General features: G+C 35.7%; 13 protein-coding genes. 10 read left to right on the forward strand and 3 right to left on the reverse strand.

What is annotated here, in order from left to right:
- Window positions 1-101 precede the first annotated feature (101 nt).
- The 3 genes from AB1410_11545 to AB1410_11555 form a co-directional block, all read right to left on the reverse strand.
- Entirely contained in the window at window positions 102-674 is a 573-nt protein-coding gene (locus tag AB1410_11545) for a Crp/Fnr family transcriptional regulator (GenBank protein MEW6457333.1), read from the reverse strand.
- Window positions 675-951: 277 nt separating this feature from the next.
- Complete coding sequence (locus tag AB1410_11550) at window positions 952-1,752, reverse strand: DUF4198 domain-containing protein (protein ID MEW6457334.1); 801 nt, start codon at window positions 1,750-1,752, stop codon at window positions 952-954.
- Between the two features lie 55 nt (window positions 1,753-1,807).
- Window positions 1,808-4,516: a hypothetical protein gene (locus tag AB1410_11555; protein ID MEW6457335.1), complete on the reverse strand. Its 2,709-nt coding sequence runs from the start codon at window positions 4,514-4,516 to the stop codon at window positions 1,808-1,810.
- Window positions 4,517-4,951: 435 nt separating this feature from the next.
- On the opposite strand from AB1410_11555, the gene AB1410_11560 reads away from it, so the two are divergent.
- The 10 genes from AB1410_11560 (at window position 4,952) to AB1410_11605 (ending at window position 15,870) form a co-directional block, all read left to right on the forward strand.
- Entirely contained in the window at window positions 4,952-6,610 is a 1,659-nt protein-coding gene (locus AB1410_11560) for an L-lactate permease (protein MEW6457336.1), read from the forward strand.
- 237 nt (window positions 6,611-6,847) lie between these two features.
- Complete coding sequence (locus AB1410_11565; protein ID MEW6457337.1) at window positions 6,848-7,132, forward strand: acylphosphatase; 285 nt, start codon at window positions 6,848-6,850, stop codon at window positions 7,130-7,132.
- A gap of 63 nt (window positions 7,133-7,195) precedes the next feature.
- Window positions 7,196-9,223, forward strand: a complete 2,028-nt coding sequence (locus AB1410_11570; protein MEW6457338.1) for a S9 family peptidase — start codon at window positions 7,196-7,198, stop codon at window positions 9,221-9,223.
- Window positions 9,220-9,999, forward strand: a complete 780-nt coding sequence (locus tag AB1410_11575) for an inositol monophosphatase family protein (protein MEW6457339.1) — start codon at window positions 9,220-9,222, stop codon at window positions 9,997-9,999. Before AB1410_11570 ends, AB1410_11575 begins: the two co-directional genes overlap by 4 nt.
- A gap of 353 nt (window positions 10,000-10,352) precedes the next feature.
- The gene (locus tag AB1410_11580) at window positions 10,353-11,630 is read left to right on the forward strand and encodes a hypothetical protein (protein ID MEW6457340.1); all 1,278 of its coding nucleotides are present in this window, start codon (window positions 10,353-10,355) and stop codon (window positions 11,628-11,630) included.
- A gap of 91 nt (window positions 11,631-11,721) precedes the next feature.
- Window positions 11,722-12,327, forward strand: a complete 606-nt coding sequence (locus AB1410_11585; protein ID MEW6457341.1) for a carboxypeptidase regulatory-like domain-containing protein — start codon at window positions 11,722-11,724, stop codon at window positions 12,325-12,327.
- 27 nt (window positions 12,328-12,354) lie between these two features.
- Window positions 12,355-12,882, forward strand: a complete 528-nt coding sequence (locus AB1410_11590) for a hypothetical protein (protein ID MEW6457342.1) — start codon at window positions 12,355-12,357, stop codon at window positions 12,880-12,882.
- 3 nt (window positions 12,883-12,885) lie between these two features.
- Window positions 12,886-14,304 carry a 4Fe-4S binding protein gene (locus tag AB1410_11595; protein ID MEW6457343.1) on the forward strand — a complete coding sequence of 473 codons (1,419 nt, stop codon included), beginning with the start codon at window positions 12,886-12,888 and terminating at the stop codon, window positions 14,302-14,304.
- 4 nt (window positions 14,305-14,308) lie between these two features.
- Complete coding sequence (locus AB1410_11600; protein ID MEW6457344.1) at window positions 14,309-15,280, forward strand: c-type cytochrome; 972 nt, start codon at window positions 14,309-14,311, stop codon at window positions 15,278-15,280.
- Window positions 15,277-15,870, forward strand: a complete 594-nt coding sequence (locus tag AB1410_11605; protein MEW6457345.1) for an SCO family protein — start codon at window positions 15,277-15,279, stop codon at window positions 15,868-15,870. The genes AB1410_11600 and AB1410_11605 overlap by 4 nt, the downstream gene beginning before the upstream one ends.
- Window positions 15,871-15,923: the final 53 nt, after the last annotated feature.

The following is a 15,923-nucleotide window of genomic DNA, read 5'->3' on the forward strand; positions in this document are numbered from 1 at the left end:
ATGAGGAAAAGAAAGTCATCCTTGACTCAATCCAGCCACTCTGAGGTATAATGAAAATTCAGCGTCACTTCGCTCCGACAGGTGGCCGGTTTCAATCAGAATCAGTGGCCAGATTCATCGGAATATGTAATTTGTTGCTGGGAAGGAACTTCTTTTATAATGATTCCATCTTTAGTAGAGATTCCACTCGTTTTAGATAAGTTTAATAGAAAATGAATTAAACGATTATGGACATTAAAAAGAGCTAAGTCCCCTATCTTTTCATCAGCTTTTCTCAATCTTCTGAGCATTTCCTTTAGAAGATGGATGGATATTTCTGAATGTTTTTTAAGATGGGATAAAAAAGTGTTCCTCGTAAGGACTAAAAACTTTGAGTTTTCAGCAGCTACAACAGTGGCAGATCTTGTTTGATCATCAAAAAGAGCCATTTCTCCGAAGAAATCGCCTTCGCTTAAAGTGTCTATTATGATTTCTTTGCCTCTCTTTCCCTTTAGAACAATGTTTACTTTCCCCTTTAGAATAATATAAAAGGTAGTTCCCGGATCTCCTTGATATATAATGATGCTTCCTTTAGGATAATCTCTCTCTGAGGTAAGAAGCATTATGCTTTTCAATTCATCTTCTGCAAGATTTGAGAATAACGGAAATTTTTTTAAAACATTTATATTTTTCATATCTTTTTTTCAGTTTTGTATATTTTATATCATTTTTAAAATTATTCAAAATGGAGGTTTTGGCGTCCTTATTTTTATATTTAATACAAACGAATTAAATAAATTAACATGGAGGGCATGGCTTTAGCCTTGCATTAAGCAACACCCGAATCAACTCATGAAACAAGTTCAGGGCAAGGTTCGGGGCAGGCTCTGAAGGGTTGCCCTACAAATTATTTATTGCTTTTGTATTAGTAAGGAAAGCGTAAAGGAAAAGAATTAAAATTAATCGATTAAATTATAAGATTTCGAATGTTAATGTTGCCCAGAAACTTTCCCACTCAATTTCAGGAGTTTTTAAAGAGGGAATCATATGTATGGTATGAATATACCAGATTCCCGAAGAAGTTAAGTCGATTTTTGCATTTCCTTCGCTATCAGTTTGTGTTTTATATATTTTTCCCAGTTCTTCAGAATTTCCATAAGAGATAGAAGCAGAAGGCAAAGGTTTTCCATCATAAAATATCTTAATCGGCAATATATCTCCTGATTTTAAATTATATGGATTTAATTCCGGAATGATCTCAATTTCATGTCCTAAAATCTCCTTAAAAATTTCACTTTTTTTATCCCCGATTTGTATAATGGCTTTAGCATATTTTGAATATTCCTCTTTTCCTTCTTTATCATCCAATCCTTTTAACTTTCGTAATTTAATAATTTCTGTTAAACCCTTATGTTCTAAATAATAATTAAAATCTTTTGCACTTAGTTTTATAAAAAGTGGTTTCAATATCAGTTCAATTAGATATGTTCCTTCTTGATTTGTTAAGATATCAAATAGAAGCGATTTTTCAGTTTTTCTAAATTCCTTAATCTCAATTTTTTCACCAGAGTTAATTAATGAGCATCTTTCTATTCTGTCAGGAGATATCGGTGCTTCACTTTCTGGAAATTTATCTCCAGTGTTGCAGTAAACAGTAATGTTTTTTCCAGCTGGTAAATTGTATGATTTAAGAACAAGCCAGAAATCGTGGGAAAAGATTAATGAAAAAGGTATTAACGTAAAAATAAAAAAAATAAAAATTTTATTTTTCATCAAGTCTCCTCAAAATGTAAATTTTTCATTATATTATTACCATTTTTTTATACATTTACGAAGAAGTTTTATTCAGAAAAGAATTTCCTATTGCTCCTAATATTTCCAGAATGGTTTTGAAGCTAATAGTATTTCTCCATATTTCTTTATAGTTTCTGTTAGCAGAAACACAATCAAATAAGGCTTCTTTCAGTTTAGCATCATTTTTTGCTTTTTCTAAAATTGATGGCATCAATTTGAAGTTGCTGAATAAAATAGCCAACCTTCTGACCAATCTTCCATAGGGAAGGTCTTCAAGAACATCGTCACAGCTTTCATAAAATTTTTGAAAAGCCCCCTTTGATATTCCTACTTCTATCATAGTATATGCTGCTTTAATACCTGTTATTATCCCTGCATTCACACCCTTGCCTTTGAAAGGTCTTATGAGTCCTGCTGCATCTCCTATTATTACATACCTATCGCCAAACATACCTTGAGCGGTTGAGATGGGGAATTTTCCCTTGAAATAATCCATCTTTTCTTTTAGAGTCTCTATCCCTGGAGGGAGTTCTTCTTTTACAGGAAGGTAATCGAGAAATTTATCCATTGAATCAGAAGTTATTCTTTCTCCAGCAATGTTTATTGTAAGATGATTTCCTTTTGGAGTTATAGCACCGAACTCAATTTCTTTAAACGAGGGAAGAAAGGCATGTATTCTATTTCCAAATTTATCCATAAATTCCTGTCCTGGGTGCACTTTGGTAACAATCGAACTTAAAAATCTTGGTTGTCGGTAAGGGGTGACTCTTTCAAAAATTTTAGCACTTCCATCATCCAGCCCGAAGGCACCTACAACCATATCAGCTTTAGTATTGCCATTTTCGCTGTAAACTATAACTTTGTCAGAGAGAAATTCCAGATCCACCATTCGAGCATTTATAACTTTTATTCCCAATTTAGCTGCTTGATTTAACAAAAATTCATCGAATTTTATTCTCCTGATAGCATAAGAGGGCTCGCTCTGGCCATCCAAGAGAATACTGTTTAAATCAGAATGAAGAATATATCCCACAATTGTTCTCTGGACCAGATTATGGGGAAAATCTATATTAAGTTCTTTTTCTAAAATTTCTTTTATTGGAGGAGAAAGAACTCCTGCACATTGATTAAATTGTCTTTCTCCTTCAAATATTTTTCCTTCATAAATAACCACTTCTATATTTTTTCCATGCATTCGAGAGAGTTTTTTTAATGCAATGGCACATCCGCATCCTGCTGGGCCTCCGCCGATTATTACAACAACTGAACCATTTTTCAGAGACTTAAGATTTTTTTCAGAGCTCATCTTTCTATAACTCAAGGTTAGAGGAATTTTTTTTGATAAATTCTTATCAATAATTGTTTTATTTCTCTCAAAAAGCCTCCTTTTTAAATTTATCCAGATGGTCAAAAAAATAGATGAAAGCATTGAGATTTGTAGAACAGGGTTCAGGGTTCTGAAGAAAATTCTTTTGTACTCTATATTTCCAGTGAACATATTCCAGAGAATATTTTTTAAGAGAGTAGATGTATACCCTTTAGAAAGACCTATTCGTAGGTGACTCTCCACTACAAATGCAAATCTGGAAATGAAATCATTGAAATAAAAGAGCAATCTTCCGTAGTAATTATCAACTATTATCTTTTTTGCTTTTTTGTAATATTCATGTTTGAAATTCTCTTCGGATATTCCATAGTTAATCGCTGCTTCTGCTGCCAGACTTGCTGTGATAAGAGCGGACTCTATTCCATTTTTGTAATATCTTGAGCAACTGGCATCTCCTATTATGACTAATCGATTGGTATATGGCTTTTTGGCTGGAGTTGTAGCTATTCTTGGTAGGCAGTGACAGTGTTGCAAGGGAAAAGACCAGTTCTCGGGTAACATTTCCTTCATGTGGGGAAAATTTAAGAATTTCTTCAATTGCGAAAAAGTAACATCTTTTTTTCCCACAAGAGTTAACGTTAGAAATTCTCCTTTGGGGACAATTGCCACAAATCTTAGATTGTCAATTCCCATGTTGAAGATATAAATATTATTTCCAAATTTTTGTTTTATAAACTCTGAATCAAGTTTTATTTCAGTTTGAAATGTTTTTAGAGTTTTTGGAGGTTTATATCCAAAGCCCATATTTTTCATCTTTTCCATTAAATTGGTATTTAGGCCGAAAGCACCAACCACTAAATCAGCTTCTACGTATTTGTTGTTATTTCCAACTCTCAAAATTGTCTTACTCTCCAGGTTTGGTGGAATCTCTATGGAATTTACTCTTTCATAGTAAACCTTCGCGCCCATTTTCGTTGCTTCTCTTAAGAGGAAATCATCAAAGCTAATATTCTTAGTAATGTTGGAAAAAAGAGGCCCATTTCCCCTAAAAACAGTGGCGATTTTATTTCTTTTCAGAGGATGGGTAAGGAGCAGTCCTCCTTTAATTGTTTTCATGTAATATCCTTCTACTCTGGATTGGGCAATCTCTTGGGGGAGAGCAATTCCAATTTTTTCCATTTTTTCTATAAGCGTTTCTGATATTACCCCTGCGCAGTAGTTACAACCAGGTGGACCACTCCGAGAGAAATATTTTCCCTCGTAGATTTCTACGGATAAATTCAATTTCTTTTCTCGAGCCAGTTTTAATAGATAAAATGCAAAAAATGCACCAGCAGGACCTCCACCAATTATTGCAATTCTGGAATTGTCAGTAAGTTTTAAAGAATTCTTTGATTTAGAAAAAGTCTTTTTCATAAAGATAATTATTTAAAATAATATTGCTTAAAAAAATATGATGTTTAAATTTATATCATTGAAAATTAATAAAGTCAATTTTGATATTTTAAAAATGTGAGCAAAAAGAGTAACACCAAAACACTAATTTAAATTAAGAGGTCAACCATCTCCTTCGCTCAGAAGACGATTGCCTTCTTAATTTGCAATTGATACTAATATTCTTTAATATTAATTTTTTTGAAACATAATAATGTGATTTAATGAGAATGTATTTAATTTTAATATATTTCTACCCCCTCATCCTTCCCTCTCCCATAAGGGGAGAGGATTAAAGCTTGCCCCGAACCTTGCCCTGAACTTGTTTCATGGGTTGATTCGGGGGTGAGGGGTAAAAATAAAATGTAACAAATATTTGTGCGTGTGTATTAGTTAATTATTTAAGGAAGAGGAAGAATGCATCTACCTTTAGCAATAAGTGCTTTAATAGGATTAATTCCAATCCTGGTTGTTCTCATTTTAATGGTCAGGTATGCATGGTCTGCCATGAAGGCAATGCCTCTTGGGTGGCTTGTTGCAGTAGTTCTTGCAGTTATATTCTGGAGGATGCCATGGAACTGGATTTTAGGTGCTACATTTAAGGGATTCATTGTTTCAGTTGATATCTTAATTATAATTTTTGGAGCAGTTCTTCTCTACTATGACATGCTCGAAAGCGGAGCAATCAAAATAGTTACAGAGTCAGTTATGGGATTGAGCAAGGACAGAAGAATTCAAGCAAATTTGGCATGGCTGCTGGCAGCATTTTTTGAAGGCGCAGCAGGATTTGGAACGCCTGGTGCAGTAGTTGGGCCTCTCCTTTTAGGAATTGGCTTTCCTGCGATGGTTGCAGCTCCTCTTGTTCTTATCTTTAATTCCACTCCTGTCTCCTTTGGATGTGTAGGAATTCCAATCTGGGGTGGCGTTGGCTGGACCTTAAAAACACCGGAAATACAGCAACACCTTTCTGCGATGGGTCTTGAATATAATTTCTGGATTCATCATATAATTGGAAAGTATGTTGGAATTATTCATGGAATTATCGGTACATTCCTTCCTCTTATGGCTCTCTACTTCTTCATAAAATGGACAAATGGGAAAAGAGAGGAGTTTAAAGAAGCGCTTCCATCAATATTTATAGCTGGCCTGGTCTTCACTGTTCCCTATACTTTAATAGCTATTTTCATTGGATCAGAACTTCCTTCACTCCTTGGCTCTCTTGCAGGACTTTTTATATATGCTGTTCTTTTAAAACTCGGGGCATTTAAATATAAGAAAATCTATGGATTTAAAGAAATGGAGGATAGAAAGAATACAATGGAAGAGAGTAAAATTAAACCTCGCATCAGCATTGGTGTTTCATTCCTTCCATATATCCTTGTTGCATTATCTCTAATTATAACCAGAACAATTCCTGGTATTAAAAGCTTTGTGGAAAACAATCTTGTTATTACCTTGAGGGATATATTCGGCACAGACATTGCCCAGTCGATAAAATTGTTAAATAACCCTGGTCTTTACTTTATAATTATTGTTCTTTTAAGTCATCTTTTCTTCAGGATGCGAGGAAAACAGATCAAAAAGGCATGGAGTACTACAATAAAAAGAATTGCTCCTGCCTCAATAGCTCTACTTTTTGCAGTTGCTCTATCTCAAGTTATGATTCTCTCAGGTAATAATCCATATAAATTAGATTCAATGGTTATTATGATTGCAAAAGGAGTTGCCACTTTAACAGGAAAAGCATATTCAATCTTTGCTCCATTTATTGGTATTCTTGGAGCTTACATTGCTGGCAGCAACACTGTTTCTAATATTATGTTCTCAGGGTTTCAGTATGCAACAGCCTATGTGCTTGGATTATCAAGAACCATCATAGTTGGAGAACAGGTTGTTGGTGGAGCTGTTGGGAACATGATATGTGTGCATAATGTTGTTGCTGTTTGTGCAACTGTTGGCATAATTGGGAAGGAAGGTTCGGTAATCAAGAAAAATATTCTTCCAGCTATAATCTACGGTATGCTTGCAGGAATAATAGGAACGGTTCTTATCTTTCTTTCCCCGGGGCTTTTCTAAATTTAAATGATTTCCAAATTTTTTAGAAGAGCTCGACCATCTCCTCGCCCTCTCCGCATTCGTGACGGTTTTCAGGAACCTTCGGTTTCTCCATCACCCTTCCTGCTCGTTAATATATGTTTAATGTTCGGAATTTACTGTTTAATGAATATTAATATATCTATCGATATATCGCTCAAAAGACGGTTGACCTATTAATTTAAAATATATATTTTATTTAATTAGAAGGAATTTGAGATGAAAAGAAGAATACATGCTTATGTTGAAGGAAGGGTTCAGGGAGTATTTTTTCGGGATTTTGCAAGAAGGGAAGCCTATCCATTGAGTGTTAAAGGATGGGTTAGAAATATGTCTGATGGAAGGGTTGAGGTTGTAGCTGAGGGAGAAGAGGAGAATTTAAAAAATTTCGTTGAATCTTTGAAGAAAGGCCCTCCTTTGGCAATTGTAACTGATGTAGAAGTAGAATGGGAAGAGTACAGGGGAGAATTCTCTGATTTCAGAATCAAGTCCTACTGGGATTAACGAGAGAGAGGTAACTTTATGATAAAATATTTTTTTAATATTGAGACTTAAAAAGGAGAGGAAATGAAAAAATATATACCTTTATTTTTATTTCTTATAATTATAATATTTCCTGTTTATTCAGATGGTTTAAAGCCGATTACGTTCGATGACTTCATAAAGATAAAGAGATTGGTTGACCCCAGAATTTCTCCTGATGAAAAGTGGGTTGCATATGTTCTTACGGTTTTTGATAAAGAGAAAAACACAAGCAATAGTGATATATACATTGTATCAGTCGATGGTAAAGAAACAATTCGACTCACATACAACGAAAAAGCTGATTACAATCCTGAATGGATGCCTGATGGGAGTTCACTTTCATTTGTTTCCACAAGAGATGGAGTACCTCAGATATGGTTGATTTCTTTAAAAGGAGGGGAGCCCAAGAAGATAACAAATATATCAACTGGAGTCTCAGGACAGGTGATTTCTACGGATGGAAAGTATTTTTTGTTTTCTTCAGAAGTTTACCCTGGATGCAAGGATGATGAATGCAATAAGAAAAAAGAAGAGGAAAAGGAAAAGAGCAAGGTAAAAGCTATAATTACAGAGAGGTTGTTTTTCCGTTATTGGAACCACTGGACCCATGATAAAAGAAGCCATCTTTTTATCGTAAATTCAGATGGGAGTGAATTAAAAGATTTAACGCCAGGTGATTATGATGTTCCACCACTGGACCTTGGAAGTGGTTCAGATTATGCTTTTTCTCCAGACGGAAAAGAAATAGCTTTTGTTTCAAACAGAGACCCTGTTATTGCCATTAGCACTAATAACGACATTTTCCTAATTCCAGTACAAGGGGGTGAGCCCAAAAAAATAACTGAAAATAAAGCAAATGATAATCAACCTGTTTATTCTCCTGATGGAAGGTATATTGCCTACAGGGCAATGCAAAGGCCAGGCTTTGAAGCTGACAGATATCGATTGATGCTTTATGAAAGAAAAACTGGAAAAGTTTTAAACTTAACTGAGAATTTTGATAGCTCTATAGGCTCGATAGTCTGGTCACCCGATGGAAAATTTATCTACACTACATGTGAGGATCAAGGATATGAATCGATTTTTAGAATAAGTATTCCTGATGGAAATGTTACAAAAATCTCTGAGAAAAGCACAAACGGAAACCTAAATATTTCTCCTGATGGGAAAAATTTAGTTTTTACAAGACAGAGTATCAATCATCCCAGTGATGTATATACATGTGATGCAGATGGGAAAAATTTAATTCAGATTACCGATGTTAATAAAGAGATACTTTCAAAACTTGAAATGAATTCTTTAGAAGAGTTCTGGTTTAAGGGAGCAGGAGGAGATAATGTTCATGGATTTCTGTTAAAGCCTCCAAAGTTTGAGCCAAATAAAGAATATCCGATGATCTATCTTATCCATGGAGGACCCCAGGGAGCTTTTGGTGATGAATTTCATTATCGATGGAATGCTCAGATGTTTGCCTCTTCAGGCTATGTAGTTGTTATGGTTAACTTTCATGGAAGCACAGGATATGGGCAGAAATTTACAGATTCCATAAGTGGAGATTGGGGAGGGAAACCCTTTGAAGATTTGATGAAAGGACTTGACTATGTTCTCAACAAATATCCTTTCATAGATAAAAATCGCATTGCTGCAGCAGGAGCTTCCTATGGAGGATACATGATAAATTGGACTGCAGGACATACTGATAGATTCAGATGTCTTGTGAGTCATGCAGGAGTTTTTAATTTAATCAGCAAGTATGGATCAACTGAAGAGTTGTGGTTTCCTGAATGGGAATTTAAAGGAACTCCATGGACAAATAAAGAAATGTATGAGAAATTCTCTCCCCATAATTATGTTAAAAACTTTAAGACTCCCACACTTGTAATCCATGGAGAACTTGATTTTAGGGTTCCTGTAACAGAAGGCTTGCAGATGTATACCTCCCTTCAGAGGATGGGGGTTCCTTCAAAACTTGTATATTTTCCTGATGAGGGGCACTTTGTTACAAAACCTCAGAATGCTGAGCTCTGGTGGAAAACTCTACACGAATGGTTTAAGAAGTGGTTGAAATGATAGAAAGTTATTTAGAGTTTGGAAAAAGAATAGCTAAAGAAGCAGGATTAATACTAAAAGAAAGATTTGGAAAAGTTGAGGATGTTGATTATAAAGGCGCTGTAAATTTAGTTACAGAAGCTGATTTTGTCTCCCAGGATTTTACAAAAAAAGAAATTAACAGAAATTTCCCTGAGCATGGGATTTTATCAGAAGAGAACCTTGAAGAAAATTCCTCTTCTAATTTTAGATGGATAATTGACCCTTTAGATGGAACCACAAACTATGCCCATAATTTTCCTATTTTTTCTGTTTCCATTGCCCTTGAAGAAAATAAAGAAATTGTTTTAGGAGTTGTTTACAATCCGATTCTCGATGAACTTTTCTGGGCAGAAAAAGGAAAAGGCGCTTATCTTAATGGCTCGAGAATTAAAGTTTCTTCTGTTTCTTCACTGAGTGAAAGTCTTCTTGCAACAGGATTTCCATATGACATAAGAGAGAGTGATGAAAATAATTTAAATTATTTCTCAAAGTTCGCTTTAAGAGCTCAGGCTATAAGAAGATGTGGTTCAGCTGCCCTTGATATGTGCTATGTGGGATGTGGAAGGTTCGATGGATACTGGGAGATAAAGCTCTCTCCATGGGATGTCGCAGCAGGAATTCTTATAGTGAAAGAAGCAGATGGAATGGTTTCTGATTTCAATGGTAGTGAAATTGATATGTATTCTAAAGAAGTCTTGGCTTCCAATGGAAAAATCCATTCTCAGATGATCCAGATCTTTAAAGATACTAAATAATGTTAAAATTCATATTTTTGGGAATTAAGTCACAAATTTGTGAATTTTTGTATATTATTGATAATTAATAAATTAAATTAATTTTTTGTAATTTCTTAGTTAATCTTTTCTTATTTTTTTAAAAAATCAAACTTTATTTAAGTATCTCCTTCAATTTTTTAATTTACTGTTCTTCCATTATTTACAAGGGATTTCGCTCATATAAAGGATAGCTCAAAGTATTGGAATGATTTTTGCATATAGTTTTATGGAAGCTCAAGAAATGACAATCATTGATTTATTAAAAATATTGCGATTAAAAGAAAATTATCAAGAGTTTTTTGATAATTTCAATTCAATTGAAAGGAGATGAAATGAAAAAATCCAGTATTTCGATTGTATTGATTCTTTTGTTTATTATTTGTTTTTCTCAATTAGTTCAAGCTCTTCCCACATTTTCCAGGAAATATGAGACAAGTTGTTCCACCTGTCATGTGGCTATTCCCAAACTTACAGCTTTCGGAGAGAGTTTTCGACTCAATGGGTATCAGATTCCTGAAGGGGATGAAGAGTACTTAAAGGAAAAGCCTGTTTCTTTAGGAGCAACTCCTTGGAAGAAAGTCTGGCCGGACGCAATATGGCCTGGAGCCATACCAGGTTCTTTTCCTCTATCTGCTTTTATCATGTCAGATGTGAATCAACCGTTGGAAGGAGAGGAAAAAGAAATGGAGCTGGAATTTCCCCATGAGGTTGAAATTTTCATGGCTGGCACAATGGGAGACGATGTTCCTTTTTTTGCAGAAGTAGAGATCGAAGAGGGAGAGGTGGAAGCAGAAGCCTGGGTTGGCTTCTACAATGTATTCAATTCTGATAGAAGAACTGTTAATTTTAGAATAGGCTCTTTTGAAATTAATCCTTTACCAGTTGCTTTTGACCATCTGAGATTAAGTAAAACCCATTATCTTTATAATAACTGGCGTATGCCAGGAAGTGAGAACAGGTTTAGATTAAGAGGTGGAAAGCCAGGATTTGAAATTAATGGAATTTTAGGTAGTGGTTTTTATTACAGTGCAGGATTGGTTGACCCTGAAGGAGGCTTTGATAGTTATGGAACAATACGTTTTAAATTAGGAGGAACACCTTTCGATCGCTCAGCTCCAACGGAAGAGGCTACCAAAGAGGCAATAGGTGTGAAGCCAACAGGTTTCTGGATAGATAATTCATTTGAACTGGCTGCTTTTGCCTATTTCGGTAGAGCCCATGTGATTGGTGAAGTTAAGGATAGTTTTAACCGGTATGGAATAGGCGCACGCTGGAACTATCAGAATCTACATCTATCAGGAGGATATCTCATAGGAGAAAATAAGGACCCATATGGTAGATTGAGCGCTCAGAGTGTGGATTCAAGAACATGGTTTGTTGAGGCTAATTATTATATATTTCCATGGCTTATTGCAGAGGCAAGATATGAGTCCTTAGAGCTTGATGAACCTACAGACTATCGTGTCACCGATATTGATCAGACTAATGTAATTGTGGGACTTAGCTGGACGATCAGAGCAAACATAAGGTTAATTACAGAAGCTACTCTCTATACCAAGGGAGTTGGTAAAACCGATATATTTAATGTGCGCCTAGTCTTTGGGTTTTAATCAGGAAAATTTTTTAAATTTAGTGAAATCCAAAAGATTTTTTAAGAAAAAAATAAATTGAATAAATTATTTATTAATGAGGAGGAACATGATGAAGAAATCTATAAAGATATTTCTTTCAATTTTATTACTGCATAGCATTATTTTAACTGTTTCGGGAGAAGAAAAAGGAGGTACAGTAGCTGGAACTATAAAATATAAATATGTAAATAAATATCCAGCAGTGGTTTATATCGAAGAAATAACAGGGATGAAGTTCGACCCTCCAAAAAAGCCAGTTGAAATGGATCAAAAAGGAAAGGAATTTATACCTCGAATTCTTCCAATCCTTGCAGGTACAACGGTTAATTTTCTCAACAGTGATGACATGGAGCATAATGTATTCTCTCCCGATGGAGAAAAGTATGATTTAGGTACGTGGGGTAAAGGACTGAAGCGAAGTTATACATTCAAGAATTCTGGAGCATATACCCAACTTTGTTCTCTTCATCCTGAGATGGTTGCGTATATAATAGTTGTTAAGACACCATTCTTTTCGATAACAGATCCCGAAGGAAATTTTAAAATTCCCAATATTCCGCCAGGAACCTGGAAGCTGAAAGTCTGGCATGAACGATTTAAGCCAAGACAGCTTGAGAAGCAATATGAGGTGAAAATAGAAGCAGAAACGGAGACAAAACTATTGATCGAGTTATAAAAAGGAAATGTCAATAAAGATATAATCATGCGCAACCGGATAATTCAAATTCTAATTTTCATTTTAATTGTAATAGTTTCAGGCCTTATAGGATTTTTTGCAGGAAACATGAATTTAAATCCTAAAAAGAGGGATATCACTATCCGCGCTTTTAGATATGGTTATAACCCTGAAATTATAAGAGTTAACCGTGGTGACCTTATAAGGCTACGATTTATATCCGAGGATGTAATTCATGGTTTCTACCTTGAAGGATATGACCTTGATGTTATTATCACTCCATTGCAATCTAAAGTTGAATTGCATAAACCAAGTCAGCCGGGGAAATCTAAAAATGTGGAGGAAGTTGTGTTTATTGCTGAGCGCGAAGGAAAATTCCGTTACAGATGTTCTCAGACATGCGGATATATGCATCCATTCATGTTAGGTGAATTGATAGTAAGGCCAAATCGATTGCTGCCCACAAGTTTTGGGCTTGCGATAGGTATCCTTATAGGAGGATTTTTTATAGCCCTTTTGAAGAGGGAGAATTCCGGTAATGTCAATGGTGAATAAAACATGCGGATTGATCTTTTTAAAAAAATTCCAGCTTTAAAATGGTTGTGTCAACGTCGATGGTTTCAATTCGCAGTAATCTTACCCAACCTTTTTTTATTTTTATTTTTCCTTACTGCTGGAACATTCGGAAGTCCTGTGGGGAATCGAAATATTATAATCATTTTTGTCTGGATTCTCTGGTGGTTTCTTCTAATCAGTTTAATGGTTCCATTTTTTTCCCGTATCTGGTGTACAGTCTGTCCGTTTCCCTTTTTTGGAGAATGGTTACAGAGGAGAGCTCTAATACGTGCCCGTGGCATTGACCCTAAAAAGAAAGAAGGACCTGGTATAACAGTTGGAAGGAATCGGTACTTTGGTTTAAACCTTCGATGGCCAAAAGTCCTCTCAAACATCTGGATTCAAAATATAGGATTTTTAGCTCTATGTACATTCAGTGCTCTGTTCCTGACTCGCCCGATCGTAAGCGTATTTGTGCTGGGGTCTCTCTTTTTAATTGCTACAGTTATGCACCAGATTTACCGACAGCGGGCTTTTTGCAATTATGTGTGTCCTGTTAGTGGATTTCTAAGTCTTTATTCTATGACTTCTATGGTTGAAGTTCGATCTAAAGATTATGATGTATGCGTGAGATGTAAGGATAAAGGATGTCTTGCAGGAAATGACAAGGGTTGGGGATGCCCCTGGATGCTTTATCCGAGTAAGCTGGACCGGAACAACTATTGTGGTCTCTGTATGGAATGTTTTAAAACATGCCCCTACGATAATATGACAATAAACTTGAGGCCATTTGCATCAGATACGAAGCTTAAGGGATATGATGAGGCATGGAAGGCTTTTATTATGCTAACACTGGCTATAGCTTACTCCCTTATTTATTTAGGCCCATGGTCTTTTTTTAAAGATTGGGCTAACATAACCGAGAAATGGGACTTGGCTGGGTTTATTGCCTATGGAATAATGTTGTGGATATCAGCACTGCTTTTGATGCCCGGTATCTATTATCTTGCTGTTTATACAGGAAGGAAGCTCTCAGGTTCAAATACTCCTTCATTTAAAGAAATGTTTCTCAATTTTGCCTATCCCCTTGTTCCTCTGGGTCTTCTTGCTTGGATAGCATTCAGCTTTCCTCTTATCCTGGTTAATGGTTCATATATACTGATGGTTCTTTCGGACCCATTTGGGTGGGGATGGAATCTATTCGGAACTGCAAATATTAAGTGGACTCCAGTTATTCCTCACTGGACTCCATACATCCAGGTTTCTTTGCTTCTCATCGGGTTGTATTATTCCCTTAAAAAAGGATACATCCATGCTTTACAACTTTACAGCAGCCGTTCAGAGGCAATAAGAGGTTTTGCACCTGTGGCAATACTTCTCACAGGAATTGTTTTGTTTTTCCTGAGGTTATATGCAGGGTAAAGCAATGAAAGATAAAAGAGAGAAAATAGTGGAGTTTCTTGCAATTCTTGTAGTTGTATTATGCATCATTGGAAGTATTTTATTTCCATTGTCATATGAATCTGAATCTGTAAAAAGATATTTCCAAAAGGGAAATAGAGTTATAACCATTACCGGTGTATTTGAGGAAGGAGTATGGACTGATGAGGAGGTTCGTGGGGGGAACTACTGGTATCGGAAATATTCTCCAGCACGACCGGTATTGCAGGTAGGACAGGAAATAATACTACGTTTAAAGAGCGCTGATGTAATTCATGCTTTTTATTCTCCTGGACTTGGTATAGGACCTGTAGATGTATATCCAGGCCAAGTAGTTGAGATAAAAGTAATACCAGAAAAAGTAGGTATTTTTGAATACTACTGTACTACAATGTGCGGTGGACCTCACTTCGGGATGCGAGGAGAAATAGTTGTGCTTGGCAGGGATACTCAATCAAACCAATCTTTACCGTCAAAAAGTTTAAATTTTGGGAAGTACTGGCTTGAAAAACCTCCTCCACCTGATGCAAGACCAGTTGAATACGGGAAATGGTTATATCGTCAAAAAGGCTGTTTCACCTGCCATGGATTAAATGGAGAAGGCGGTATTCAAAACTGGAACTATGTGAAAAATGTTATTCCTGCTTTAAATATTTTATCTGAAAGGATGATGTTATTTGATAAGGAAGATGCAGATGAAATTGTGAAATTACTCGAGAGGGGGATCGATTTAGAGAAAATTTCAGAGCTTCCTGTTCCACGTTATAATGTTGTACTGGCTCAATATAAAGCAATCCGCGATGTTATTAAAAAAGGAAGTCTCCCTGGAAAGAAAGATCCTGAGGGACCGATGCCACCGCTATTGATGCCCTCATGGGAACAACTGTTATCAGATTCTGATATAGATGCTATTATTGCTTATCTTCTAACTTTACAGCCATGGGAGGAAGAAGAATGAAGAAGGCAATTTACATACTTTTTATCGGTCTGATTATAAGCTTTGGCATTTTAATAATTCGGGGGATTTATCATTCGAAATCCTTTTATGCCCTGAAACCAGGTGATTTGATTCCTGATGCAATTCTTAAGGATCAGGATGGTCGTGAATTCTTTATCTCTGATCTTAAGGGGAATATTTTGTGTCTTGCTTTTATATATACTCGCTGCAATGTGCCTTCAATGTGTCCTTCAGTAACCGAAAAACTTGTTAGAACTAAAGATTTATTGATTAATAGAGGTTTTAATAGAGTCATATTTATATTAATCAGCTTCGATCCATCATGGGATACACCGGATAGGCTAAAAGAATATGCTTCTCAATATGATGTGGATTATACTTTCTTCAGGTTTGCATCTGGAGACCCTCAGACTATTGCAAACCTCAGTCGGGCATTTAACATATATTATCGGGAGGCGTCTAACGGAATATTTGAGCATAATATTGTAGTATCTTTGATTGACCAGAATGGTATTTTGAGAAAATATTTCTTGGGCACTGAATGGAGAAAGGAAGATCTGATTTCAGAAATAGAGTTTCTGATAAAGTAAACCCCGTTGGAAAGGACGGGGCTTTAACCCCGCCCTTTCTATAAGGAACTAAA

It is taken from the genome of Acidobacteriota bacterium, assembly GCA_040756905.1.
Taxonomy (GTDB): domain Bacteria; phylum Acidobacteriota; class Aminicenantia; order JBFLYD01; family JBFLYD01; genus JBFLYD01.